A 24,917-nucleotide genomic window follows, 5' to 3' on the forward strand; every position below is an offset into this window, starting at 1 on the left:
CCTATTACAATTCTTCAATAGTTTGGAAATTATTCGTGAATACGCAGATGTTGCCAGCAATAGTAAGGCTTTTCTCTACAATTTCACGTGCACTTAGGTCGGTGTTTTCTAGCAGCGCTGTAGCTGCTGATTGTGCGAAGTTGCCACCACTGCCAATCGCAATAAGGTCGTTTTCTGGCTGCACAACATCACCGTTACCTGTGATGATCAATGAAGCGGTTTCATCAGCAACCGCGAGTAGTGCTTCGAGCTTTCTAAGTGCACGATCACTACGCCAATCTTTGGCCATTTCAACGGCAGCCTTGGTTAAGTTGCCTTGGTGCATTTCTAATTTGCTTTCAAATCGTTCGAAAAGGGTGAAGGCATCAGCAGTACCGCCAGCAAAACCAGCGATTACTTTGCCATTATAAAGACGTCGAACTTTGCGGGCGTTGCCCTTCATTACGGTGTTACCAAGTGAAACTTGGCCGTCGCCACCAATAACGACCTTGTCGTCGCGGCGTACACTTACAATAGTGGTCATGATTATTCCTCATCATCGAGCGGCAAGGCCGCTCGTAAAAAGCGATTGATGAGGTGTTTATATGGGTGAATGAACTAAAATCAAGTCCAAAGCCAAATTCCGCAGCCCATTATTTTGATACGTTTAAGTTTATTCTTATCACTTTCGGCCATACGTTTGGTCTCATATGGGCCTAAGCGTACTTTATACCATGCACCATTACTGCCTTCGGTGCGTTTAACTTCAGCAACTAAGCCAGCAAAAGCAATTTTAGCTTTCAGCGCTTGTGCCTGATCCATTGTTCTAAAAGAGCCGCATTGCATTACATACGGGCCTTTTTGCTCTATTTCTTTTACTTCAACCTGAACTTCGTGATCTTTAATTTCCTGAATAAATTCAGGAGGCTCAGGGAGAGGAATAACTTCTTCTTCTTTTTTGGTGGGGTTTGCTTGTTGCTCTACTAACTCAGGATCGGCATTGTGTTTGATAAACCACAAGCCATAACCAAACCCGCCTACTAAAATAAGCGCAATTAAAACAAGGAGAACAGGGAAGGGCTTTTTCGCCGGGGCTTGTTTTTTATTATTTCGATTTGCTGGTTTTTTATTTATGTAATCGTGTTGTGCCATGACTCTTAATTGGCCTTTAAATCATATCTATAGGATCAACATCTAAGCTCCAACGCACCTTTTGCGCTAATTTACTGGTGCTTATATAGTCGACCATTTGCGCTAAATATTGGTGTAAGTGTGAGCGTTCCTGCGCCTGAATATGTAATTGAAAGCGATATTTACCTGCCACACGTTCCAGTGGCGCAGGTATCGGACCGAGCAATTGTATACCAGATATGTTCTGGACAGGAACCAAATCAGTTAAAAAATCCACCACTTGATTAATGTTATGCCCTTCTGCACGCACAATAGCCATATTGGTGATTGGAGGTAGTTGGGCATCTTCTCGTTCTGTCAGTGCATAGCGGGCAAAATCCTGATAGCCATTGTTTACTAAGTCTTGCAGTAGCGGGTGCTCAGGAAAGTGCGTTTGTAGTAACACCTGTCCGGGTTCGCCACTTCGACCAGCACGGCCAGCCACTTGCGTGACAAGTTGCGCTAAATGCTCGGTTGCACGAAAGTCGCATGAGTATAAACCGCTGTCGACATCTAGAATCAATACAAGGCTAACATCAGCAAAGTGGTGGCCTTTTGCTAACATTTGCGTGCCAACTAAGATGCGCGCACCGCCTTGATTGATATCATCAAGGGCTTTTTCTAAGCTGCCTTTACGACGAGTAGAATCTCGGTCGATACGACTAATTGGAATATCAGGGAAGGTTTGCGTTAAAAACTCTTCGATTTGCTCAGTCCCTTTACCATTGGGGAAAATCTGTGTGCTGCCGCAATCAGGGCATTGATGGGGCACCTGATGTTGCTCACCGCAGTGATGACATATCATCTGGCCAATGGCTTTATGAAAGGTTGCACTGGTGCTACAACGTGAGCACTCACTTAGCCAACCACACTCATGACATATAAGAGTAGGTGAAAAACCGCGACGGTTTAAAAACACCATCACTTGCTTACCACGATCTAAATGTTGGCGCATATAGGCGAGGCTGGCATGGGCAATACCTGCTTGCTCAGGTTGCCCTTTCATGTCCATTAATTGGAACTGGTTAGCTGTGCTGGTTTGAGCCCGCTCAGTAAGGCTCAATAACTGGTATTTGTTATTTATTGCTTTATGTAAGGTTTCAAGTGCTGGCGTGGCACTGCCTAAAACCAGCGGGATATTATGCTGGTATGCTCTATAAGCGGCTAAATCTCTGGCATGATAACGTAATGTGTCTTGCTGCTTAAATGAGCTGTCGTGCTCTTCATCAACAATGATCATACCAAGTGATAAAAAAGGTAAGAAAATACTCGAACGTGTGCCGATCACTATGGCACAGCTGCCTTTTTCACAGAATCGCCAAGTTTGTAAGCGTTCGTTATCTGTTAGAGCTGAATGCCACAGCATAATGGGGGTATCGGGAAAGCGGCGACGAAAACGGTTGACCGTTTGTGGCGTTAAGCCAATTTCAGGCACTAATACTAAGGCTTGTTGGCCTTTTTTAAGCACTTCTTCAAGGCATTGTAAGTAAACTTCGGTTTTACCACTGCCGGTGACACCTTCAAGTAAAAAGCTAGTAAATCCGCTGGCTTGATTAATGCTGGTACAAGCAACAGCTTGCTCTTTATTAAGGACGGGTTTGTCACCCACCGTTGGCGCGCGCTGCTGCCACTGATTATCATGCTCGATAAACTGGGTGATTAGTTCTTTATCGAGCAGGCTATCGATGGTTTTTTTGTAAATCCAAGTGCTTTTAATTCGGTAACCGATGACTTGCCCGATTCGGCTAACTGCTTTAATAAACTTAACTGAGTTTTTGCTTTTAGTGACGGAAGTTTTGCCCCTTTATCAGTTAATTCAACCATATTAATGCTGGTTTTATCTGGGCATTCGCCTTGTCTTAATGCAGCCGGAAGCGCTGTATGAATGGTCTCGCCCAATGGATAACAGTAGTAACGAGCAGTAAATTTCAGTAGTGCTAAATGCTGAGTCGATAAAACAGGGGTCTCGTCGATGATATCAATAATCGGCTTTATTTTGTCAGCAGGTACATCTGTTGATGTTTTTAATGCCAGGACCACCGCTACCTTTTTTTGACTACCAAATGGCACTCGAACGCGCATGCCAGGCTTTAACTCAGGGCTATGCAGCAGCTGTTCAACTTTATAATCGAAGGTACGCTGTAAAGGGACTTTTATCGCAACTTCTACAAAGTGCATAACAACTCAACTGAAACAAAGATAGGAAGATAATGTACTAAAATTACAGTTAAAAACCTACCAACAAATTACTGAACAACAAGTCATTTGATTAATTTTTTAGCGAAAGATGCATTTAAAGCTTGTCGCAAGGTCACATGAGCTATAAAATACGCGGCCTATTAATTGTATTAACTGCGTATGGTGCCAGACTTCGGGTTTGGAGAGCGATACGGCCTTAACTAGAGGTTCCCTATGAAAGAAGGTATTCACCCTAAGTACGAAGCTATCACTGCAACTTGTTCATGTGGTAACAAATTCGAAACTAGCTCAACTCTTTGTAAAGACATCCACTTAGACGTATGTTCTGAGTGTCACCCGTTTTACACTGGTAAGCAAAAGATTTTAGACACTGGCGGCCGTGTTGATCGTTTCAACAAGCGCTTCGGTGCACTTAGCAGCAAGAAGTAATTTCTGCTGTTTTGTTAAAAGAAGCACCTTAGGGTGCTTTTTTTATGCCTAAAATTCTTAATTCCGCCACTTACTTATCATCTTCAATTATGTATCTTGCATAACTATTTCTCAGTGTTATGCCCATTATGTTGCTAATTTTGCAGACAAAGTGCCATCCCTTGGCTATATTCTTTTTTGTATAAATGAGTATACCAATCCGCAATAATACTTAATCATTTTGAGGGATTAAACCTGTCGCTACCTGCGTTAAAAATTTCTGATTTAGAACACAACTAAATAACGAAATTTTTGCCTTGCTATCAACAAGGTTTCATTGCCTCAAAATAGACTACTTAATTAAGCGTATTGGTATCTAAAAGCTATTAGAAATAATAAATTCAAATAACTTTGTGATTAAATGCTGTGAACTTCGTTGAAATGGCTATTCCGGGCTAATTTCGGCTAATTGCAGTGTACGTGCGTATAAAATACAAAAACACGTGCTTAAAAGGTCATAAATAGGTGAATTTTTATGTCTGATTAATCGCAACTATGTGCAGAAATTGTTGGGAAATCCTTTAAAATTAAGCGATATAGCATATAACAGGATAGACCTGATAATACTTGGAATTTTTATACATTACAGGTATCGTACTGATGCAAGCTCTCTCACTTATTAACTTTTTGCAGGATACTATCGCGTTATGTCAGATTTTCGTGAACAAGCATTACATTACCACGCTCACCCCGTTCCAGGTAAAATTAGTGTTGAACTAACCAAGCCAGCCGAAACGGTTAACGATCTCGCTTTAGCTTATAGCCCTGGTGTGGCTGAACCAGTCCGTGAAATTGCTGCTGATCCAGCAAATGCCTATAAATACACAGGCAAAGGCAACATGGTTGCGGTTATTTCAAACGGTACCGCAATTCTAGGTTTAGGTAACTTAGGCCCGCTTGCATCAAAACCTGTAATGGAAGGTAAGGCGTTACTATTCAAACGTTTTGCTGGCCTTGACTCAATTGATATTGAAGTTAAACACCGCACAACAGAAGATTTCATTAATACGGTTGCAAATATCGCTGATACGTTTGGTGGTATCAACCTAGAAGATATTAAAGCACCTGAGTGTTTTGAAATCGAAAAAGCACTTATTGAACGCTGTAGTATCCCAGTTTTCCACGATGACCAACACGGTACAGCGATTGTTACTGCGGCTGGTATGCTTAATGCCCTTGAAGTTCAAGGTAAAGATATCGAAGATGCCATCATCGTGTGTTTAGGTGCTGGTGCTGCAGCCGTTGCCTGTATGGAACTACTTATTAAGTGTGGCGCACTGCGTGAGCATATCTATATGCTTGACCGTAAAGGTGTGATCCATACTCGTCGTGATGACTTAAATGAGTACAAGCAATTATTTGCTAACAACACTGATAAACGTACGTTGCAAGACGTTATTGCTGATGCCGATGTGTTTGTAGGTGTATCAGGTCCTAACCTATTAACTGCAGATGATCTCAAGCTGATGGCAGACAAGCCTGTGGTGTTTGCGTGTTCAAACCCAGATCCTGAGATTGCGCCAGAAGTTGCACACAGTGCACGCAATGATTTAATTATGGCAACAGGTCGTTCAGACTTCCCTAACCAAGTGAACAACGTGCTTTGTTTCCCGTTTATTTTCCGTGGTGCCCTTGATGTGCGAGCAAAGGCAATTAATGATGAAATGAAAATTGCTGCAGTTCACGCAATTCGTGGCATCGCGAAAGAGCCTGTACCAAGTGAAGTATTAAAAGCAGCTGGCGTTGAGTCGCTTGAGTTTGGTGCCGAGTACATCATTCCTAAGCCAATGGACCCGCGTTTATTACCACGTATTGCACGTGCTGTTGCTGAAGCTGCAGTAGAGTCGGGCGTGGCGCAAATCGACATGCCTGAAGATTACATGCGTTAAATTTAATTAGCTATTAAGTATAATGTTCAATAAAAAACTCAGCCAAGGCTGAGTTTTTTTATATCTGCGATTATCGGCGGTGATCCGATGGCCGAAATACTTATTCTGAATCAAGTACTGGGATATCTAACCCCATTTCTTGCATAATTCTTTTAACTTCTTCAGGCACCTTTTCAGGGTTGTCTTTACGAAGGTCGTCATCGTTTGGTAATGGTTGACCTGTAAAAGCATGTAAGAAAGCTTCACACAATAACTCACTGTTCGTCGCATGACGTAGGTTATTGATCTGGCGGCGTGTACGCTCGTCAGTTAATACTTTTAATACGTTAAGTGGGATCGATACGGTAATCTTTTTTACTTGTTCTGATTTTTTACCGTGTTCTGCATATGGGTGAATGTATTCACCGTTCCATTTAGCCATAAGTTGTTTCGTTGCCTCGGTTGTCAGTGATTTACGCCTTATTCACAGCGCAAGATGCGGAAATTCTATCTCTTTAAAAAAGATAGTCAAATACTAGTTATTTAGCCATCTAGTGGTGTAAATGTATAAACTTCTATGTGTGAGCCATAAATGCTTTGACTTCTCATATTTGATCATCTAACCTTTTAGACGTCTAAACATCCAATTTAAGAATAGGTGATGAAATGAGCGAAAAAAATAAAGCGACGATTGCTGTTCGTCACGGCATCGAAGCCGATAAACATCATGGTGCGGTTGTGCCACCTTTATACTTATCAACCACCTATTCATTTGCTGACTTTGATACTAAGCGCCAATATGACTATGGCCGCGACTGGTAACCCAAATCGCGACATTTTAGCTGAAACCTTAGCTGAGCTTGAAGGTGGCGCAAAAGGCATTATCACTGCTACTGGTATGTCAGCAGTACACTTAGCGACCCAATTATTAAACAGTGACGATACCTTAGTGATCCCACATGACTGTTATGGCGGTAGCTATCGTTTATTCACCTCGCTTGAAAAACGTGGTCTATTAAAACTAAGAGTATTGGATTTAACGAATACAGATAATCACCAAGAAATTTTGGCGATTAAACCTAAGCTGATTTGGATTGAAACGCCAAGTAACCCAATTTTGCGTTTAACAGACATTAAAGCAATCACTAGCATCGCTAAGCAGTGCGGTGCTTTGGTTGCGGCTGATAACACCTTCTTATCACCTGCATTACAAAACCCAATTGAGTTTGGTGTTGATATTGTTGTGCACTCAACCACGAAATACATCAATGGTCACTCTGATGTAGTTGGCGGTGCGGTGATTGCTGCAACGCAAGAGCTAGGTGATGAGTTGGCTTGGTGGGCAAATAACATTGGTATTACCGGTGCGCCATTTGACAGTTACTTAACGCTTCGTGGTTTACGTACTTTAAATGTGCGTTTAAAGCAGCACCAAGAAAATGCCTTTGCTATTGCTGAGTATTTAGAAAACTCTCCTTATGTAAGCCAAGTTTATTACCCAGGTCTTGTTTCTCACCCGCAGCATGAGCTTGCTAAAGCACAGCAACGCGGTTTTGGTGGTATGGTGAGCTTTGATATTAAAGGCGACATTAACGATGCAGCAGCGTTTTTAACTAGTCTTAAAGATTTTAGCCTTGCTGAGTCACTAGGTGGGGTAGAAAGTTTGATTTGTCACCCTGCAACAATGACACACGCAGGTATGGAGCCTAAAGCGCGTCTTGAAGCCGGTGTAGGCGATACGCTGATCCGTATTTCTGTAGGTATTGAAGACGTAAAAGATCTCATTGCAGATTTAGACCGTGTATTCAATTTAGTTAAGCCTGGTCAAGGCCAACAAGTTACAAAAGCGGCTGTAGAGCAAACACAGCAAGATACACAGCAAAACGCGTCATTCAAATTAACGCCAGCACATACGGCATTGTGGTAGAAGAAATGGTAAATATTGTTCATAAATTTGGTGGCTCAAGCTTAAGCTCAGCAGATCGTTATCATGCGGTAGCGAACATTGTTTTAGCGAATACAGAGCAGGGCGATTGCATCGTTGTGTCGGCATCGGGTAAAACAACCGATACCCTAGTGAAGCTATGGCAAAGTTACCAGCAGCAAGATAGCCAAGCTGTTAGCGATATTCTACTGCTTATTGATAACAACCAACGCGCTTTAATTGAGCAGCTACTCACAGGCCAGAATAAACAACAGGCGTTAGCACAGCTAAAAGATGAGCTTGCTGTTTTAAATGAATTAATTAGTCAGCAACAGTTACTTGAAGCCCCTTTACTTGCACATGGTGAAGTGTGGTCAGCACGTTTGTTAGCCGCTTACTTAAATCAGTTAGGTGTCGCCGCGCAAGATGTTGATGCAAGGCAGCTATTTACTTTAAATGATGGCCAGCTTTTACATCAAAAAAATCAGCAGCAATGCACAAGTGCAATAAGTAAATCGCATATCAACGTAGTAACGGGCTTTATTGCCGCAGATTGCCAAGGTAATACGGTTACTTTAGGCCGTAATGGCAGTGATTATAGCGCCACGTTACTGGCCAGTTATACTTTTGCCAAGCAAGTGTCTATCTGGACAGACACGCAAGGTGTATTCAGCACAGATCCTCGTAAAGTTAAAAATGCTGTTAAATACGCCAAGGTATGCCGTGAGCAAGCTAACCTATTAGCGCGTTTGGGCAATCCAGTATTGCATGCAAAAACCTTGTCACCGCTAAAAGACACAGAGATCAAGCTTGTGGTTAGAAGTAGCTTTGATTGCGATGCAACGCCAACCGAAGTAGTTAAAGAAGGCTACAGTAAAGCGAAACGTTTTATTACGACCTTAGATAACATCGATTTATTAAGGGTTGATAAACTAAGTGGTGGTGAAGTTGGTGAACTAAGCCAGTTAATTCAACACAGCCTGCATCACTTTGTTAAAGAGGGCGATACCTACTTATTGGTGCCTGGTCAAAGTACTCATCAGGTTGTGAGCCATTTAGCGGGCCGTGCAAATATTGTTGAGTCTAATTTAAGTGGTTGTGCAGTGGTTGCACCTACTGCTGATGTTAGTGTTCTTGCAGAGCAAGCAACAGCGCTTTTAAAAGAGCAAAGCATTCATCCACGTTTTGTACAGCAAGACGATAACTATGTGTTGATCTTAAATGATCAGGCAATTGATAGTGACGTTTTAACTTTATTACATGACAAGTTGGTAAACAAAGGCCAAGAGCTGGCCATTATAGTTGCTGGCCTTGGTAATGTAGGCGAAGTGTTCTTAGCGCAACTACAAGCTCAGTTTGCTCGTTTATCTGCTCAGTACAAGGTAAAAGTGGTTGCTCTTCTTCGTTCACAGCAAATGCTTTTTAGTGCTAGCGGTTTAAATACCGAAACATGGCAAGAGCAGTGGCATAACGAAGCGCAAAGCTACGACAAGGCAGAATTATTAGCACGTATCAATGAACTTGATTATGAGCACAAAGTGGTGATTGATATCACTGCCAGTGAGGCGTTCAGTCAGTTATACCCTGACTTTGTTGAACTTAACTGTCATTTGATCAGTGCAAACAAATATGCGGGTACTGCCGCGCATAGTTGGTATCAAAACTTACGTACTAATTTAGCTGAGCGAAATCTACTATGGCGCTACAACACCAGTGTAGGCGCAGGTTTACCGATTAACTTTGCTTTAGCTGATTTACAAAATAGCGGTGACAGTATTAACCGTATTGAAGGGGTATTCTCGGGTACTTTATCGTGGTTATGTAGCAGTTACGATGGGAGCGTGCCGTTTTCAGATTTAGTGCTTCAAGCTCAGCAAATGGGTTATACAGAGCCAGATCCTCGTGAAGATTTATCTGGCCGCGATATGCAGCGTAAACTGCTAATTTTAGCTCGTGACCTAGGCCTAGATTTAGAGCTTGAAGACATTGCTTTAACACCTCTAATGCCAGAAGCGTTGGCAGCAGGTAGCTGGCAAGATTTTCTTGCAAACAAACAGCTGCTCGATGAATTTATGACAGAAAAAGCAGCCCAAGCTGCAGCTGAAGATAAAGTAGTGCGCTACACAGGCGCAATTACAATCGTTGATGGCAAGGTTCAGGCGCAAGTCGGTTTAGTCAATGTTGGCAAAGATGATGTATTAGCAAGCCTTAAACCGGGCGATAACATCTTTGTGATCAATTCACAGTGGTATACAGATAATGCATTAGTGATCCAAGGCCCTGGAGCAGGTAAAGAAGTCACTGCGGCTGGGGTTCATTCAGACCTGTATTGGCTGGTAAATAACCTAAAATAATTTTGCTGATCTTAGTTTAAATAGCTAAGCAAAAAGCGCCCCAAGGGCGCTTTTTTATTTCTTATAGCAACTTAGTTACTTAGAACAACTCTTCCTCCGTGCTGAGCTTTTCTTCAAACACGTCAGTAGGCTGCGTAAGTACATATTTAGTTGGTGCAGTGCCTTTAATGAAGTACTCAAAACGACTGGTGTAGTCATTTTTGTGGCTCAATAGACCTGTCTCTAAGTCAATACGTACTGATACGAGTCCTTCAGGGAGCTCAATCGGTGCTTCAGGCATGCCATCAAGCGCTGCTCGCATAAAGTCGACCCATGCAGGCTGCGCTGTTTTAGCGCCTGATTCTGCGCCCGAAATCTGTGATTTATCGAGGTTGTTATTGTAAGTTGAACGACCAAGCGTGATACCTGGATTATCAAAACCAACCCAAACCGAGGTAAGCACATTACGATTGAAGCCACTAAACCAAGTATCGACAGAATCATTGGTGGTACCCGTTTTACCTACCAGATCGCGACGATCCAATGCTTGAGCTCGCCAACCGGTGCCGCTCCAACCGGTTTTGTGAGTCCAGCTACCGCCACCCCATATCGCGCTGTGCATAGCTTGTGAGATCAAGAATGCATTTTGCTTTGAAATAATTCGCGGTGCACAACGAGGCGCATCAGTTACAGCTGCATCCGTGAGATTTAGCTGATTATTATCAAGTGATGCAAACTCAGGAGTAATTGCTGGTTGTGGTGCATCACAGGCAAGTTCTGGTTCTGTTTTAAATAACACAGTGCCTGCTGAATCCTGAATCTCAGAGATAAAGTAAGGCTTAATTAAGTGGCCGCCATTGGCAAAGGTACTCATTCCTCGAGCTAGCTCAAGAGGGGTGATAGAGGCACTACCAAGAGCCAATGACTCGTCGCGGTTAATATCACTATTTAAAAAGCCAAATTTAAGCAGGTGATCGGCTGTACGCTCTAAACCTACACCGCGTAATAAGCGCACTGAAATAACGTTTTTCGATTGCGCTAATGCTCGGCGGATACGAATAGGGCCATTATAAACCGCAGGGCTGTTCTTCGGACGCCATGCCACACCTTGGCTTTTATCCCATTGGTTGATTGGCGCATCGTTAAGAATTGAGGCAAGTGTGTAACCGTTTTCAAGCGCTGCCGAATAAATAAAGGGTTTTATGTTTGAACCTACTTGGCGTTTTGCTTGTACCGCACGATTGTATTGGCTTTGTTCAAAACTGTATCCACCGACAATCGCTTTAATACGACCATCTTGTGGGTCAAGAGACACAAGAGCACTTGATGCTTCAGGAACCTGGCTTAATATGTAGCTTTCATCCGCATTTTTGCGAAGCCAAATTTGCGCGCCTGCGGTTAGGATGTCAGCCGCTGTTTTTGGTGCGAAGCTTTGACGGTAACGGGTAATATATTTGCGAGCCCATTTTAAGCCATCCCACTCAACAGTAACTTGTTCGCCGCTTTTTAATAGCACATCAATTGATTGCTCAGCGACATTAGTGACAACACCAGCTAACAGCGGGCCAAACTCTTTAACGTCTTTTAGTTTATTTAAAATGTCTTCTTGGCTAAGCGGGCTTTCTCTCTCGGCATCCCACAATTGTGCTGTTGCACCACGGTAGCCATGACGCATATCGTAAGCATGAAGGTTATCAACAATGGCATCTTGCGCGGCTTGTTGAATGTTCGAATCAACACTGGTGTAAACTTTAAAACCCGTATTATAAGCACGCTCATGACCGTAGCGTTCAACCATTTCAGCGCGTACCATCTCAGAAATATAAGGTGCATAAACTTCAATTTCAGCGCCATGGAATTTTGCTGTAATTGGTGCGTTGATAGCCTCTTCGTATTCGCTTTGAGTGATGTACTTTTCTGTAAGCATACGCCCTAGTACAACGTTACGGCGGGATTTGGCTCGTACAGGGTTGCGAATTGGATTAAGTGCTGATGGGGCTTTTGGTAGACCCGCAATCATCGCCATTTGCGCTAAGGTTAGTTCATTTAGGTCTTTACCATAATACACTTGTGCAGCAGCACCGATACCAAAAGCGCGGTTACCTAATTCAATTTTATTCAAATATAATTCGAGGATTTCGTCTTTACTTAATATACTTTCGATATGAAGAGCGATGAAGATCTCTTTGACCTTACGAATGTATGCTTTTTCTCGGGTTAAGAAGAAGTTACGGGCAAGCTGCATGGTTATAGTACTTGCGCCTTGTTTCTTTTCACCGGTAGATATGAGTACAATGGCTGAACGTACGATACCAATTGGATCGATACCGATATGCTCGTAAAAACGGTTATCTTCTGTTGCTAATATTGCATTGATTAATGGTTGGGGTATTTGATCTATTGTAACGGGAATGCGGCGTTTTTCACCGAATTGGTTAATCAATAATCCATCACGTGAGAATACCTGCATAGGTGTCTGTAACTGAACGTCTTTTAGAACCTGTACGCTAGGAATATCAGGTTTAACGTAATAGTATAGACCAACTAAAGTGATTAGTCCTAAAAATGAGCAGATGATAATAAATTGTAAAGTTCGCTTTAATAAAATCACTTATATTTTCCCTAAATGGACTCCCAATTAGAATCGGAGACTGCTAGTATATATTGATTAAAAAATGAATAATATTTTTTCAGATAAAAATTATAACTTGTTTATTATTAAAACAAAGGCCAAGTTGCAAACATGCTAAGTCAGCTATTTAAAAAGCCTTCATCTATGATGGTAGGAATCGACATCGGATCGCACTGTATAAAAGCAGTGCTGTTGCAAGAGACAGACGCAGGTTTGCGGCTTGAAGCGTTAGCTATTGAACCTATGCCAAAAGGCGCTATGTCTGAACGTTCCATACAAGACATAGAAGCGATAGGTAATGTTATCGCTAAACTAAAAAGAAAAATTCCTAAATCAGTTCAAACCGCAGCTGTAGCCGTTTCAGGCCAAACGGTAATTACGAAAGTGATTTTTATGGATGTATCATTAACAGATGCTGAATTAGAGTCACAAATAGCAATAGAAGCTGATAGTTTAATCCCATATCCACTCGATGAGGTTAACATTGACTTTGAAAAGCTGGCTATCAATGAAGCTGATCCAAGTAAAGTGAATGTACTGCTCTCTGCCGCTCGAACTGAAAGTGTGCAAGCGCGAGTAGGTGCCTTAGAAACTGCTAACCTAAAAGCAGCGGTTGTTGATGTTGAAAGCTATGCACTGAGCCGTGCGATGGATGTTTATTACCAACAACTGCCAAGTGATGCTTTTAACAAGTGTGTTGCTGTTGTTGATATTGGTGCTGTGCTGATGCTTGTGAGCGTTGTGCAAGAAGGTGAAACAATTTACACCCGTGACCAAGTGTTTGGTGGTGACCAATACACAAATAGCATTGTTGCATATTACAACAAGAGCTTTGATGAAGCTGAAATTGGTAAAACGACGGGTGACTTACCACCAAATTATACTTTTGAAGTATTAGCTCCATTCCAAACGTCACTGCTACAGCAAGTTAGACGCGCAGTGCAAATGTTCTTGACGACCAGTGGTAAAGATCAAGTTGATTACATTGTACTCACTGGTGGTACAGCCATGATTGAAGGGCTTGATAGGTTACTAATTGAAGAGTTAGGAATTCACACTGTCGTTGCTGAACCATTTGCAAACATTGAGATTTCGGCAAAAGTTGATCGTAATATGTTGCAGCGTCACCGCACTCAGTTTGCGATAGCCACAGGATTGGCATTAAGGAGCTTTTCACCATGCCACATATAAATCTGCTGCCTTGGCGCGAACAACACAGAAAAGACTCACAAAATAAGTTCGTTACCGTGCTATTTAGCGTTGTTGTCGTTAGCTTCTTAAGTATGTATTTACTAAGCTCTTTTTATGGCGGCTTGCGTGATGGACAAAACGTGAAGAACAATTTCTTAAATACTGAAATTGCATTATTGAACCAACGTATTCGTGAGATAAACGAACTCGATAAGAAAAAAGAAAACTTACAGCAACGTATGCGCCTCATCGAAGAGTTACAAAGTAACCGTAACTTAGGGACGCAAATTATGGATGAGGTCGCTAATATTGTTCCTGCCGGAGTTTATTTAACCAAGCTTGAACGCCGTGATGATCGTATTCATGTAATCGGTCGCAGTGAGTCTAATAACCGCTTATCAACCATGCTGCGTCAAGTGCAAGGCTCATATTTGTTAGAGCGTCCTATTATGCAAGGCATTGTTGCTGGTGAACAAACGTCAAGATTATTGAGTGACTTTAATATGGATTTTTACGTTAAACCATTTGATCAGATAGGTGAGGCACGTAATGAACCTTGATATCAAAGCGTTAACTGAAATAGATTGGAATGAAATAGAGCTCGAAAATATGGGCGATTGGCCCATTGCTGTTAAGGCTTTGTGCTGTGCGTTTGTGGCTGCGCTGGTTTTATACTTTAGCTACAGCTTATTAGTGTCTGACGAAATAGCCAGTTATCACAGTGCGGTAGCGAAAGAGACAGAACTACGCAAAACTTATAAAGAAAAATATGCCATTGCGAGTAACTTAGAAATATATCGCCAGCAAATGGTTGAGATGGAAGATAAGTTTTCACAGCTATTAAAGCGCTTACCAACCTCAAACGAAACACCAGGCTTGTTGGACGATTTATCTTATGTTGGTACCACCAGTGGTTTAACATTTTTAAAAATTGGCTGGTTACCTGAAGTTGAAAAAGAGTTTTATACAGAGCTGCCGATTAAAATTGAAGTGGTAGGCACGTATCATGAGTTTGGTGAGTTTGTAGGTAAAGTTGCTCAATTACCTCGTATTGTGAGTTTACACGACTTTACTATTCAAACGCTGGGTGATGGTGAACTCACTTTCAGTGTTGTTGCTAAGACTTATCGTTATGAAGGGGGAGCTAAAAAATGAAGAAACTTCCCTTAATTATTGCCATGACTATTGTGCTAAGCGCGTGTAATGACGATACTTCAGAACAAAAAGAGTTTATTGATCAAGTAAAAGCGAGTACAACGCCTAAAGTTGAACCGATACCAGAGATCACAAAGTTTGAGCATTTTGCATATAGTGCTGGAAAATTACGCAGCCCGTTTGTGGCACCAAAGCCGGAAATTATCCAAAACAACTTAGTACAAGTTAAAAACTGCTTACACCCAGATCCTAATCGTGTTCGTCAACCACTTGAGAAGTACCCATTAGATAACCTAGTTATGCAAGGGACTATTGGCCGTGTAGGCAACAATTGGGCGCTGATTAAAGCAGCAGACAATACGCTCTATCGCGTCACTGTGGGTAATTATATTGGTCTGTACCATGGTGAAATTAAAGAAGTGCACGACAATTATATAGAATTATTAGAATTAATCCCGGATGGGGCTGGTTGTTGGAAGGAACGCCTGACTAAGCTGGAAATGTTAGAGGCGGAAACAAATGGTGCAAGTTAATCTTATGAAAGGTAAAAAGAAGATGCATAAAGGAATGGCTTGGTTAAAATACATGCATAAATTCATGTTAGCTGCATTAGCCTTAATCGTAGCACAGACGGCAATTGCCGCCCCTTTACTGTATGACGTACGTTATAACCCATTAATGAAAGGTGAAACACAGTTACAGCTGGTGTTTGATGAAGCGCTAACATTTGAACCTAAGGTTCAGGTTTATAATTCGCCAGCTCGTATCGAAATGCTTTTCAGTAATGTGGGTGTGGATAATGAAGTACGCGATGTTCCAGTTAACCAAGCAGGCATTAAGCATGTAACAAGCACCTTGACCGCTGATGGTTTGAAAGTTGTTGTTAACTTAGACAAACTGAAAATCTATAAAACTTCAGCGAAAGACAACATTGTTACTTTGCATGTTTCAGATAACCCAATTGCGAGCGAAGACACTGCTAGTGGATTGACAGCATCAAATAACTTTATCAATACTGTTCAGTCGATCGATTTTCGTCGCGGCGAAAAAGGTGAAGCACGCCTTTTAGTCTTCTTACAAGATACGCAAGCTGCAATTGATGTACATGAAAGTGGCGGCAAAATTATTGCAGAGTTCCACCACACAGATATTTTAGATGATTTATTGTATCAATTAGATGTCATGGACTTTGGCACTGTTGTTAGTAATATCGAAACCTTCAAAGAAGGCAATATGACGCGCATCGTGGTTGAGCCAAATGCAGCGTTCAAGTTTACTCATCAACAAATTGAAAACATCTTTACACTAACCGTTGAAAAAGATGATACGCGACGAGCTTACCTTGATGGCGGAATTGAATATCAAGGTCGCCCAATGAGTCTTAATTTCCAAGATATTCCAATTCGCTCTGTGCTACAGATTATTGCAGGCTATAACGAGTTTAACTTAGTAACAAGTGACTCAGTCACAGGCAATATCACGCCGCGCTTAGATGGTGTACCTTGGGATCAGGCACTTGATGTCGTGCTTAAAATTAAAGGCCTTGATAAGCGTATGGACGGTACTATTTTGATGGTTGCACCATCAGAGGAGCTTGCCGCTCGTGAAGCGAAGGAACTAAAAGCTAAGCAACAAGTTGAAGACTTAGAGCCGTTATACAGCGAATATATCCGCCTTAACTATGCTAAAGCTGAAGAATTTGCAGACTTATTGAAAACAGACACCAACAGCATTATTTCTGCGCGAGGCAGTGTGTCTGTTGATAAACGAACTAATACATTACTGATTAAAGACACAGCGAAAAGCATCGAAAGCGTGCGTCGTATGGTGGAAACCTTAGATATTCCTGTTAAACAAGTGGTCATTGAATCACGTATGGTGACAGTGAATGATAACGTGCAAGAAGACTTAGGTGTTCGCTGGGGGATTAGCGATGTGGGTAGTGACGGCGCAATCTCTGGTACCCTAGAGGGTGCTGGAGGCATGGTCGGCGCGGGTTCATACGACAATATCCCAAGCTTGTCTGATCGATTAAATGTTAACTTACCGGTTTCAAGCCCTGCGGGTAGCATTGGTGTACAAATTGCTAAATTGGCCAATGGCACTATCTTAGATTTAGAGCTAAGTGCTCTTGAAGAAGAAAACCGCGGTGAGATTATCGCAAGTCCACGTATCACCACGGCGAACCAACAAAAAGCCCGCATTGAGCAAGGTACAGAGATCCCGTACGTTGAAGCTGCATCAAGTGGTGCAACGACAGTAACGTTCAAAAAAGCGGTATTAAGTTTAGAAGTAACACCACATATCACGCCAGACAACAAGGTCATTCTGGATCTTGTGATCACGCAAGATACCCGTGGTGATACGGTTCAGACACCAACGGGTTCCGCTGTAGCCATTAATACCCAAGAGATTCAGACTCAGGTATTAGTAGAAAATGGCCAAACTGTGGTGCTTGGTGGTATCTTCCAGCAGCAAATCGTTAACTCAACTAAGAAAGTACCTCTGTTAGGCGATATTCCTTACTTAGGTGTACTGTTCAAAAGCACCAGTGAATTTAACGAGAAAAAAGAGCTGCTAATCTTTGTAACACCAAAAATTCAAATCGATTAAGTGATTTTTTCTTAAGCAACGAGCAATTAGCATGTTTAATTGCTCGTTATCTGGCTTTTTATGCTAATTGACTTGAAATACCCAAGCAATTACTGAGATAATCCCCTCCTTAATTTTGGGGCCAGGTCGTTAGGCGGGGTTTTATTTCAAATTTTAGAGTTCGTTTGTACTAAAAAGATATGGCTGAGAAACGTAATATATTTCTAGTGGGCCCTATGGGGGCTGGCAAAAGCACAATTGGTCGTCACATTGCTGACCAATTACACCTTGAATTTTTCGATTCAGATCAAGAGATCGAGCGTCGTACTGGAGCAGACATTGCTTGGGTATTCGATCTTGAGGGTGAAGAGGGCTTTCGACTTCGTGAAGAAACTGTAATTTCAGACCTAACTGAGATGCAAGGTATTGTTCTTGCAACAGGTGGTGGTTCTGTGATCAGTAAAGAAGTACGTAACAAGCTATCGGCTCGCGGTATCGTTGTATACCTAGAGACACCAATCGAAAAGCAAGTTGCACGCACACAGCGCGACAAGCGTCGCCCATTATTGCAAACAGAAGAAGCACCGCGTGATGTACTAGAGCGCTTAGCTGAAGAACGCGAACCGTTATACAAAGAAGTTGCTGATTTTGTTGTCCGCACTGATGAGCAAAGCGCGAAAGTTGTTGCTAATCAAATCATCGAGAAATTAGATTTTTAAAAACCAATAATAAAAAGGAAACTAGCTATGCTTGAATTAACAGTTAATTTGGACGAGCGAAGTTATCCTATTTATATTGGTCAATCTGCTCTTAAAGAGACTGGTCGGCTGCGTGAGCACATCGGCGATTGTCGACCAATCATTATCACTAACGACACCATTGCACCTTTATATCTTGATGATGTAATGACGTCGTTAGCAGATCTTAACCCGTTATCTTTTATTATCCCTGATGGTGAGCAATACAAATCACTTGAGTGGTTTGAAAAGATTTCGGCGTTCTTACTTGAACATAACTGTGGTCGCGATACATGCCTTATTGCATTAGGCGGTGGTGTTGTGGGTGACCTCACAGGTTTTGTTGCTGCATGTTATCAACGTGGCGTGCCTTTTATTCAAGTACCAACTACCTTGCTCTCGCAAGTTGACTCGTCAGTAGGTGGTAAAACGGCAGTAAATCATCCGCTTGGTAAAAACATGATTGGTGCGTTTTATCAGCCGCAAGCAGTATTTATCGATACACAGTCTCTTCATACCTTGCCAGAGCGTGAATTCGCGGCGGGCATGGCTGAAGTAATCAAGTATGGCCTCATTTACGACACCGAGTTATTTGCTTACCTTGAGCAAAATATTGCCAACCTTAAATCACTCGACGAGCAAACATTACAGCACGTAATTTACCGTTGTTGTGAAATCAAAGCCTTAATTGTTGCACAAGATGAAAAAGAAGCGGGTTTACGCGCATTACTAAACCTTGGGCACACTTTTGGTCATGCGATTGAAGCGCAAATGGGTTACGGTAACTGGTTACACGGCGAAGCTGTTGCGGCAGGTATGGTACTTGCGGCACGTCTAGCGCATACCCGTGATGATTTAACCGCCGCTGAACTTGAGCGCGTCGTTAAATTGATTGCAGATTATGACTTACCTGTTGATATTCCAGCAGAAATGACCAGCGAGCAATTTTTAACGCACATGCGTAAAGACAAGAAGAATAAAAAAGGCACGATACGCTTTATTCTTCCTACCCAATTTGGTCAATGTGCGCTGGTAAGTGATGTTACTGATCAGCAGGTTTGTGATTTAATAGCGCGCTAATGCAATCGCAAATATTGCCTAGCCGTGCTGCGCTAGTTGATCGAATCGCTCTGCAGTTTGAATATGGGCAAAATCTAATTTGCTTACTTGGCCCGTCAGGTCTTGGTAAAAGCTATTTATTAGAAACCTTCATTACTGATAAATACCACAACTTTAATAAAGCGTTTGTTCAGTTGTCAGGAAAAATGACTGACCAGCAGTTTATGACTGAATTGCTAGAACAAAGCTTTAGTAACCCGCTGATTGATCACGCTTTAAGTTTGTCTGAAAATTTCTATCAACTCTATAAACAACAGCCTTGTGGTGATTGTTTATGGGTGATTGATGGAGGCCGTCATTTATCGGAAGAGTTAATTCAGCAATTAGAAATTCTTGCTAAGCAAAGCCCAAGCACGTTATATATATTGATTGCATCACAATCGGTCGGGCAGTTTAGTCAAGCGGTCGAGATCCATCTTGAAGCGCTAAACATTAGTGAAAGTAAACAGCTCATGTGTTGGTTTTTCGATAGCCTCCCTGTGGAAGAAGATCCTGTTTTTCGCACTTTCTTACAAGAGGCGCATGGTAATCCTGCCTTATTACTTGCATGGCAACCAGAACAACAAACCGCAGACATTCGCGCACCCGAAAAAAGCTATAAACTGCTTTATTTAATTTTGCTCTTATTCACAACCATGCTGCTTATTATTGGTTTTCTATATAAAGCAGACATGACCGAGTGGTGGAAAGCGCACTATCAGCAAGATACAACGAGCACTGTGGCAACCGCATTACCTGCAGAAGCGGTAATTAATGGTCCAGTAGAAAGCAAAGAGCCAGCTTCGGAGCACGCTCAAGATGAGTCTCAAGCCGAGCAGCAAGTTACCAATCATGATACTGTCGACACGACTCAAGCTGCTAATGGGCCGGTTGATAACTCTGTAATAGAAAACCGTGAAAAAGAAAGTCATAACAATAATGTCGGCGCGATTGTTGATAGCCTATTACCTGCACAGCAAGTAACACAAGAGACTGATCAGCCAACGCCTGATGAAGTCGCAACAGCCATCCTGAGTAACGCTGAGCCAATTGCAGACGAGGTAATTGAATCTGAACCTCAGCAGTCGTTAGTGGGTAACGCGTGGTATTTAACTCAGCCAGATGACAATTTTGTAATCCAATTACTTGCGGTGACTAAGCAAGAGATCAGCGATAAGTTTATTAATGAAAATGCCTTGCAAGGGCAGGTAAAGACTTACCAAAGTTTACGTAACGGTAAGCCGTGGTGGATTGTCACTTATGGCAGTTATAGCACACTCAATGACGCGAAGAAGGACGTAACAACACTTTCTGATAATGTGCGTAAAAATCAGCCGTTTTATAAAAAAATAAGTAAAATTAAACAAGAAATCGCTTCACTAAATCAGTAAATTAAAACTGATTAGTGTAAAATCGCGCAACACCGAATTGAAGTTAAGAGCAGATGCAGCAAAAGACCAGAGCCTTCCTTAAATGGGCGGGTGGAAAATACAGCCTAGTTGAAGATATTCATACCCGCTTGAAGCAAGCGAGTGTGGATGCTGACACCTTAGTTGAACCTTTCGTTGGTGCTGGCTCTGTATTCCTTAATACGGATTTTAAGCATTATATTTTAAACGATATCAATGCGGATCTGATCAATCTTTACACTGAGCTTAAACGCACGCCTGATGAGTTCATCAGTGATGCAAAAAAGTTGTTTGTAGAGCTCAATAACCACCCTGAAGCCTATTATGAGTATCGTGTTCAATTTAATCAGAGCAGCGATGTGTATGAGCGAGCGATTTTATTTTTATATATGAATCGTCATGGCTATAACGGTTTGTGTCGCTACAATCTAAAAGGTATTTTTAATGTGCCTTTTGGTAAATATAAGCGCCCGTATTTTCCTGAAAAAGAAATGCATTTCTTTGCTGAAAAAGCACAGCAAGCAACCTTTACCTGTTTAGGTTATGACGAGGTGTTTAAGCTTATTCCTGAAAACGCAGTAGTGTATTGCGACCCACCTTATGTACCGCTGAGTAAAACGGCATCATTTACTTCCTATGCTAAAGGCGGCTTCAATTTAGATGATCAAGCTAACTTGGCTAATTTAGCTGAGCAAGCGGCATTCGAAAATAACACGCCGGTACTTATTTCTAACCACGATACTGTATGGACTCGTAAAATCTATAGCCAAGCATCACTTGATGAAATTCAGGTAAAGCGCACAATTAGCCCTAAGGGTGGTTCACGTAATAAAGTGAATGAGCTAATGGCTATGTATTTAGCACCAAAGAAACGGTGAAATAAATCGCTGCTACAAACAGGCTGAATAAAACTAGGGCAATGACGATAATTGTACTGAGCGAATGCTCTTTGAAATCAGCTTGACGCTTGTCTTCTGATTGCACACCAAAAAATGCCGCGAAGACACTTTGTAATGCACTAATGAATTTGTTCATGCGATTTAGAACTTAGAACCTAAACCGCTAACTTTCTTTGATTCTTCGTTACTTGTTAATAGTTCAAGTAAATCAAGATAATGGAATTGAGCGTCGCGGCTATCACCCGTTAACCAAGAAAACCATCCTGTTTCTTGTTCTGCTTTCATACATTGAGCAGAAGATGATGATGCGCTAACTGTGTTGCACGAGCAACCAGACGCCACTGCTAAAAAGTCGTCTTCATCAGCCGATGAAAAAGATACAAACGCAGCAACAGAAAGTGCGGACGCGATTAAGATCCCTATTTTAAAAGCACGCATGAGAATAACCCTTGTTTGTGTTATTTAGACAAGCATACATAACAATTGCTCAAATAACAAACTTAATTACTGCTGAATTAAATAAAAATTTAATAAAATTAGCCCTTTAAAGTAAATTTTATGTTTATATTTTGTTTCATATGCATGTATTGTTACATCTTGATTAATAGAGCTTTAGCTCAACTTTTGATTAATTTACCTTAAATTCAATAGGCTAAAAGGATTAGCTTCTCTCTATCGCATTCTAACAACCTGCTGTGGTGTTTTAATCAGCTGTCGATTGGGTTACATTATGCGCTCTTCTTGCAGTCGCAAATTATGATGGAATCTCTCATGTTGGAAACATTACAAAAGTATTTAATAGCCCCTTCTATATTATCAGCTGACTTTGCCCGTTTAGGTGAAGATGTTGATCGTGTATTAGCAAGTGGGGCAGACGTTGTACATTTTGATGTAATGGATAACCATTATGTGCCAAACCTAACTTTTGGCCCGATGATTTGTAAGGCGTCGCGCGATTACGGTGTCACAGCGCCTATAGATGTGCATCTTATGGTGAAACCTGTTGATCGTTTAATCCCAGACTTCGCTGAAGCGGGCGCTTCTATTATTAGCTTTCACCCTGAAGCAAGTGAGCATATTGACCGTACCTTACAGCTTATAAAAGACAGCGGTTGCCAAGCAGGGCTTGTATTTAATCCTGCGACTAGCCTTAGCTACCTTGAGCATGTGCTCGATAAAGTTGATGTGGTGCTATTAATGTCGGTTAACCCTGGTTTTGGTGGTCAAAGCTTTATTCCGCATACGCTCGAAAAGCTTCGCCAAGCGCGTAAAATTATTGATGATTCAGGTCGTAATATTCGACTAGAGGTTGACGGTGGTGTTGGTGTTAATAACATTGCTGAAATTGCAGAAGCGGGCGCTGATATGTTTGTTTCAGGCTCTGCAATTTTCAATCAACCAGATTACAAAGCCGTTATCGATGCGATGCGTGGCGAACTTGCAAAGGTTGAATCATGAAATACGATGCAGCATTTTTTGATTTAGACGGCACCCTAGTCGACAGTGTTTATGATTTATATATTGCAATGAACCTGACTCTTACCGACTTAGCGTTTCCGGTTGTTACGCAAAAGCTAGTTGAAAGCTGGGTCGGTAATGGTATAGAAACACTTGTTAAACGTGGTTTGAGTGGCGATATGCAAGTTAGTGAGCATTTAGATGAAGCCCTTGCAGAGCGCGCTATTAATTTATTTTATCAGCACTATGACCACGTTGTGGGTGACTATAGTGCGCTTTATCAGCATGTAGAAACAGGGCTTGCCGCACTTGCTGGTATTCCTAAAGTGGTGATCACCAATAAGGCGCGCCGTTTTACCGAAAAGTTACTTGATAAACTGTCATTGACCAGCCATTTTCAGTTTATTGTCTGTGGCGATGATATGGCTAAGAAACCTTCACCAGAACCATTGCACTTTGCTTGTCAGCAATTAGATGTTAGCCCTGAAAAAGCGGTTATGATTGGCGATTCAAAAAGTGATATTTTGGCAGCAAAAGCTGCAAATGTTGACGTTGTCGCGCTTGGTTATGGCTATAACCAAGGTGAAAACCTCGCTGATTTCAATCCAGAGTACCTCTGCGAGAATTTCTTAGATATAATACCCGTTCTTACCCAAAGGTAAGTGCATTTTAATTTCGTCTTTTTAGTTTAGTAAAAAATATAAAGGAACATCATGAGTAAACCAGTAGTGTTAAGTGGCATTCAGCCAACCGGTGGTATGACAATAGGCAACTATGTTGGCGCTATTAACCAGTGGCTTAAGCTACAGGAAGACCACGAAAGTTTCTTTATGTTAGTTGATTTACATGCCATTACGGTACGCCAAGATCCAGAGCAATTACGTTCGCGCGTTCTTGACGGTATTGCGCTATATGCTGCATGTGGTATCGACCCAGAGAAAGCGGCGTTATTTGTACAATCTCAAGTACCAGAACATGCACAGCTAAGCTGGGTATTAAACTGTTACGCGCAAATGGGTGAGCTTAATCGTATGACGCAGTTCAAAGATAAGTCATCTAAGCATGCGAATAACGTGAATGTGGGTTTATTCTCTTACCCAGTGCTGCAAGCAGCTGATATCTTGTTATATCAAGCAGATCAAGTGCCAGTGGGTGAAGATCAAAAGCAACACCTTGAATTAACACGTGATATCGCAACACGTTTTAACAACCTATACGGTGACGTGTTCAAACTACCTGAGCCGTACATTCCTGAGTTTGGCGCACGTGTAATGAGCTTACAAGATCCGCTGAAGAAAATGTCTAAGTCAGATGAAAATCCAAACGGTTACATCATGTTATTGGATGAGCCGAAGAAGATTGAAAAGAAACTGAAAAAAGCAGTAACCGATTCAGACGAGCAAGCGCGTATTTACTTTGATCGTGAAGAAAAACCAGGTGTATCTAACCTACTTACTTTATTATCAGTTGCAACTAAGCGCTCAATTGAAGACTTAGTACCTGAATATGAAGACAAAATGTATGGTCACCTGAAAAAAGACACCGCAGCAGCGGTTGTTAATATGATTGAGCCAATTCAAGCGCGCTTTAAAGAAATTCGTGAAGATCAATCATTGCTTGACAGTATCATGAAATCAGGTGCTGAAAAGGCGAGTATTCGCGCTGAGAAAACATTAAAAGCTGTGTACGATGCGGTAGGCTTTATCCCTCGCCCGTAAGCTTTCAGCAAATAATTGAAATAAAAATACCGCTATAAAGCGGTATTTTTTTAGCTATTAAAAACTAAGCACGATTAATACTGTAAA

The 24,917-nt window shown here is 41.7% G+C and carries 21 protein-coding genes and 2 pseudogenes; 16 read left to right on the forward strand and 7 right to left on the reverse strand.

Features of this window, described 5'->3' with window-relative positions; translation table 11 throughout:
* Window positions 1-4: 4 nt before the first annotated feature.
* From hslV to priA, 3 genes and pseudogenes are all read right to left on the reverse strand, one after another.
* On the reverse strand, window positions 5-523 hold the full coding sequence (gene hslV, locus P4S60_RS01275) for an ATP-dependent protease subunit HslV (protein WP_008115012.1): 519 nt from the start codon (window positions 521-523) through the stop codon (window positions 5-7).
* Window positions 524-603: 80 nt separating this feature from the next.
* The gene (locus P4S60_RS01280; protein WP_337114759.1) at window positions 604-1,131 is read right to left on the reverse strand and encodes an SPOR domain-containing protein; all 528 of its coding nucleotides are present in this window, start codon (window positions 1,129-1,131) and stop codon (window positions 604-606) included.
* Window positions 1,132-1,147: 16 nt separating this feature from the next.
* Window positions 1,148-3,327: pseudogene (gene priA / locus P4S60_RS01285) on the reverse strand (primosomal protein N').
* 234 nt (window positions 3,328-3,561) lie between these two features.
* Here priA and rpmE point away from each other — a divergent pair.
* Together rpmE and P4S60_RS01295 are read left to right on the forward strand one after the other, a co-directional pair.
* Window positions 3,562-3,777 (forward strand): 50S ribosomal protein L31, encoded by a 216-nt coding sequence (rpmE, locus tag P4S60_RS01290; RefSeq protein WP_036973208.1) that lies wholly within the window; start codon window positions 3,562-3,564, stop codon window positions 3,775-3,777.
* A gap of 686 nt (window positions 3,778-4,463) precedes the next feature.
* On the forward strand, window positions 4,464-5,705 hold the full coding sequence (locus P4S60_RS01295) for a malic enzyme-like NAD(P)-binding protein (RefSeq protein ID WP_337114760.1): 1,242 nt from the start codon (window positions 4,464-4,466) through the stop codon (window positions 5,703-5,705).
* Window positions 5,706-5,805: 100 nt separating this feature from the next.
* Here P4S60_RS01295 and metJ read toward each other — a convergent pair whose 3' ends face one another.
* Window positions 5,806-6,126 carry a met regulon transcriptional regulator MetJ gene (gene metJ, locus P4S60_RS01300; protein ID WP_036973203.1) on the reverse strand — a complete coding sequence of 107 codons (321 nt, stop codon included), beginning with the start codon at window positions 6,124-6,126 and terminating at the stop codon, window positions 5,806-5,808.
* A 224-nt stretch (window positions 6,127-6,350) separates the two neighbouring features.
* On the opposite strand from metJ, the pseudogene metB reads away from it, so the two are divergent.
* Both metB and metL read left to right on the forward strand, forming a co-directional pair.
* Window positions 6,351-7,611: pseudogene (gene metB / locus P4S60_RS01305) on the forward strand (cystathionine gamma-synthase).
* Between the two features lie 5 nt (window positions 7,612-7,616).
* Entirely contained in the window at window positions 7,617-9,962 is a 2,346-nt protein-coding gene (metL, locus tag P4S60_RS01310) for a bifunctional aspartate kinase/homoserine dehydrogenase II (protein ID WP_337114761.1), read from the forward strand.
* A gap of 79 nt (window positions 9,963-10,041) precedes the next feature.
* On the opposite strand, the gene P4S60_RS01315 is transcribed toward metL, so the two are convergent.
* Window positions 10,042-12,552 (reverse strand): penicillin-binding protein 1A, encoded by a 2,511-nt coding sequence (locus tag P4S60_RS01315; protein ID WP_337114762.1) that lies wholly within the window; start codon window positions 12,550-12,552, stop codon window positions 10,042-10,044.
* Between the two features lie 132 nt (window positions 12,553-12,684).
* On the opposite strand from P4S60_RS01315, the gene P4S60_RS01320 reads away from it, so the two are divergent.
* The 9 genes from P4S60_RS01320 to P4S60_RS01360 all read left to right on the forward strand — a co-directional run bounded on the left by P4S60_RS01320 (window position 12,685) and on the right by P4S60_RS01360 (window position 21,633).
* Window positions 12,685-13,764 (forward strand): pilus assembly protein PilM, encoded by a 1,080-nt coding sequence (locus P4S60_RS01320; protein WP_337114763.1) that lies wholly within the window; start codon window positions 12,685-12,687, stop codon window positions 13,762-13,764.
* Window positions 13,752-14,324, forward strand: coding sequence for a PilN domain-containing protein (locus tag P4S60_RS01325; protein ID WP_337114764.1), 573 nt, complete (start codon window positions 13,752-13,754; stop codon window positions 14,322-14,324). Before P4S60_RS01320 ends, P4S60_RS01325 begins: the two co-directional genes overlap by 13 nt.
* Window positions 14,314-14,919, forward strand: coding sequence for a type 4a pilus biogenesis protein PilO (locus P4S60_RS01330; RefSeq protein ID WP_063699927.1), 606 nt, complete (start codon window positions 14,314-14,316; stop codon window positions 14,917-14,919). The genes P4S60_RS01325 and P4S60_RS01330 overlap by 11 nt, the downstream gene beginning before the upstream one ends.
* The gene (locus tag P4S60_RS01335) at window positions 14,916-15,452 is read left to right on the forward strand and encodes a pilus assembly protein PilP (RefSeq protein ID WP_063699925.1); all 537 of its coding nucleotides are present in this window, start codon (window positions 14,916-14,918) and stop codon (window positions 15,450-15,452) included. The genes P4S60_RS01330 and P4S60_RS01335 overlap by 4 nt, the downstream gene beginning before the upstream one ends.
* On the forward strand, window positions 15,439-17,532 hold the full coding sequence (locus P4S60_RS01340; RefSeq protein WP_337114765.1) for a type IV pilus secretin PilQ: 2,094 nt from the start codon (window positions 15,439-15,441) through the stop codon (window positions 17,530-17,532). The genes P4S60_RS01335 and P4S60_RS01340 overlap by 14 nt, the downstream gene beginning before the upstream one ends.
* A gap of 179 nt (window positions 17,533-17,711) precedes the next feature.
* Entirely contained in the window at window positions 17,712-18,230 is a 519-nt protein-coding gene (aroK, locus tag P4S60_RS01345; RefSeq protein WP_036973192.1) for a shikimate kinase AroK, read from the forward strand.
* A gap of 27 nt (window positions 18,231-18,257) precedes the next feature.
* Window positions 18,258-19,328 (forward strand): 3-dehydroquinate synthase, encoded by a 1,071-nt coding sequence (gene aroB, locus P4S60_RS01350; protein ID WP_188731154.1) that lies wholly within the window; start codon window positions 18,258-18,260, stop codon window positions 19,326-19,328.
* Window positions 19,328-20,737 carry an AAA family ATPase gene (locus tag P4S60_RS01355; RefSeq protein WP_337114766.1) on the forward strand — a complete coding sequence of 470 codons (1,410 nt, stop codon included), beginning with the start codon at window positions 19,328-19,330 and terminating at the stop codon, window positions 20,735-20,737. Before aroB ends, P4S60_RS01355 begins: the two co-directional genes overlap by 1 nt.
* Before the next feature lie 53 nt (window positions 20,738-20,790).
* Entirely contained in the window at window positions 20,791-21,633 is an 843-nt protein-coding gene (locus P4S60_RS01360) for a Dam family site-specific DNA-(adenine-N6)-methyltransferase (protein ID WP_063699919.1), read from the forward strand.
* On the opposite strand, the gene P4S60_RS01365 is transcribed toward P4S60_RS01360, so the two are convergent.
* Together P4S60_RS01365 and P4S60_RS01370 are read right to left on the reverse strand one after the other, a co-directional pair.
* The gene (locus P4S60_RS01365; protein ID WP_119853853.1) at window positions 21,605-21,790 is read right to left on the reverse strand and encodes a DUF2970 domain-containing protein; all 186 of its coding nucleotides are present in this window, start codon (window positions 21,788-21,790) and stop codon (window positions 21,605-21,607) included. The genes P4S60_RS01360 and P4S60_RS01365 overlap by 29 nt on opposite strands.
* A gap of 5 nt (window positions 21,791-21,795) precedes the next feature.
* Window positions 21,796-22,092, reverse strand: coding sequence for a hypothetical protein (locus P4S60_RS01370; protein ID WP_337114767.1), 297 nt, complete (start codon window positions 22,090-22,092; stop codon window positions 21,796-21,798).
* Window positions 22,093-22,425: 333 nt separating this feature from the next.
* Between P4S60_RS01370 and rpe the strand changes: the two genes are divergently transcribed.
* The 3 genes from rpe to trpS are packed head-to-tail and all read left to right on the forward strand — an operon-like array spanning window position 22,426 to window position 24,830.
* A complete protein-coding gene (rpe, locus tag P4S60_RS01375; RefSeq protein WP_337114768.1) occupies window positions 22,426-23,112 on the forward strand; it encodes a ribulose-phosphate 3-epimerase in 687 nt (228 codons plus the stop codon).
* Window positions 23,109-23,774, forward strand: a complete 666-nt coding sequence (locus P4S60_RS01380) for a phosphoglycolate phosphatase (RefSeq protein ID WP_188731149.1) — start codon at window positions 23,109-23,111, stop codon at window positions 23,772-23,774. The genes rpe and P4S60_RS01380 overlap by 4 nt, the downstream gene beginning before the upstream one ends.
* Before the next feature lie 51 nt (window positions 23,775-23,825).
* Window positions 23,826-24,830, forward strand: coding sequence for a tryptophan--tRNA ligase (gene trpS / locus P4S60_RS01385; RefSeq protein WP_054552798.1), 1,005 nt, complete (start codon window positions 23,826-23,828; stop codon window positions 24,828-24,830).
* The last annotated feature ends 87 nt before the right edge of the window (window positions 24,831-24,917 follow it).

Origin of the sequence: Pseudoalteromonas sp. Hal040, from assembly GCF_037162425.1 — a bacterium.
GTDB lineage: Bacteria > Pseudomonadota > Gammaproteobacteria > Enterobacterales > Alteromonadaceae > Pseudoalteromonas > Pseudoalteromonas gelatinilytica.

Coding starts and splice junctions, on each gene's coding strand:
- hslV (WP_008115012.1), bottom strand. CDS start 523: ATGACCACTATTGTAAGTGTACGCCGCGACGACAAGGTCGTTATTGGT.
- P4S60_RS01280 (WP_337114759.1), bottom strand. CDS start 1,131: ATGGCACAACACGATTACATAAATAAAAAACCAGCAAATCGAAATAAT.
- rpmE (WP_036973208.1), top strand. CDS start 3,562: ATGAAAGAAGGTATTCACCCTAAGTACGAAGCTATCACTGCAACTTGT.
- P4S60_RS01295 (WP_337114760.1), top strand. CDS start 4,464: ATGTCAGATTTTCGTGAACAAGCATTACATTACCACGCTCACCCCGTT.
- metJ (WP_036973203.1), bottom strand. CDS start 6,126: ATGGCTAAATGGAACGGTGAATACATTCACCCATATGCAGAACACGGT.
- metL (WP_337114761.1), top strand. CDS start 7,617: ATGGTAAATATTGTTCATAAATTTGGTGGCTCAAGCTTAAGCTCAGCA.
- P4S60_RS01320 (WP_337114763.1), top strand. CDS start 12,685: ATGCTAAGTCAGCTATTTAAAAAGCCTTCATCTATGATGGTAGGAATC.
- P4S60_RS01325 (WP_337114764.1), top strand. CDS start 13,752: ATGCCACATATAAATCTGCTGCCTTGGCGCGAACAACACAGAAAAGAC.
- P4S60_RS01330 (WP_063699927.1), top strand. CDS start 14,314: ATGAACCTTGATATCAAAGCGTTAACTGAAATAGATTGGAATGAAATA.
- P4S60_RS01335 (WP_063699925.1), top strand. CDS start 14,916: ATGAAGAAACTTCCCTTAATTATTGCCATGACTATTGTGCTAAGCGCG.
- P4S60_RS01340 (WP_337114765.1), top strand. CDS start 15,439: ATGGTGCAAGTTAATCTTATGAAAGGTAAAAAGAAGATGCATAAAGGA.
- aroK (WP_036973192.1), top strand. CDS start 17,712: ATGGCTGAGAAACGTAATATATTTCTAGTGGGCCCTATGGGGGCTGGC.
- aroB (WP_188731154.1), top strand. CDS start 18,258: ATGCTTGAATTAACAGTTAATTTGGACGAGCGAAGTTATCCTATTTAT.
- P4S60_RS01355 (WP_337114766.1), top strand. CDS start 19,328: ATGCAATCGCAAATATTGCCTAGCCGTGCTGCGCTAGTTGATCGAATC.
- P4S60_RS01360 (WP_063699919.1), top strand. CDS start 20,791: ATGCAGCAAAAGACCAGAGCCTTCCTTAAATGGGCGGGTGGAAAATAC.
- P4S60_RS01365 (WP_119853853.1), bottom strand. CDS start 21,790: ATGAACAAATTCATTAGTGCATTACAAAGTGTCTTCGCGGCATTTTTT.
- P4S60_RS01370 (WP_337114767.1), bottom strand. CDS start 22,092: ATGCGTGCTTTTAAAATAGGGATCTTAATCGCGTCCGCACTTTCTGTT.
- rpe (WP_337114768.1), top strand. CDS start 22,426: ATGTTGGAAACATTACAAAAGTATTTAATAGCCCCTTCTATATTATCA.
- P4S60_RS01380 (WP_188731149.1), top strand. CDS start 23,109: ATGAAATACGATGCAGCATTTTTTGATTTAGACGGCACCCTAGTCGAC.
- trpS (WP_054552798.1), top strand. CDS start 23,826: ATGAGTAAACCAGTAGTGTTAAGTGGCATTCAGCCAACCGGTGGTATG.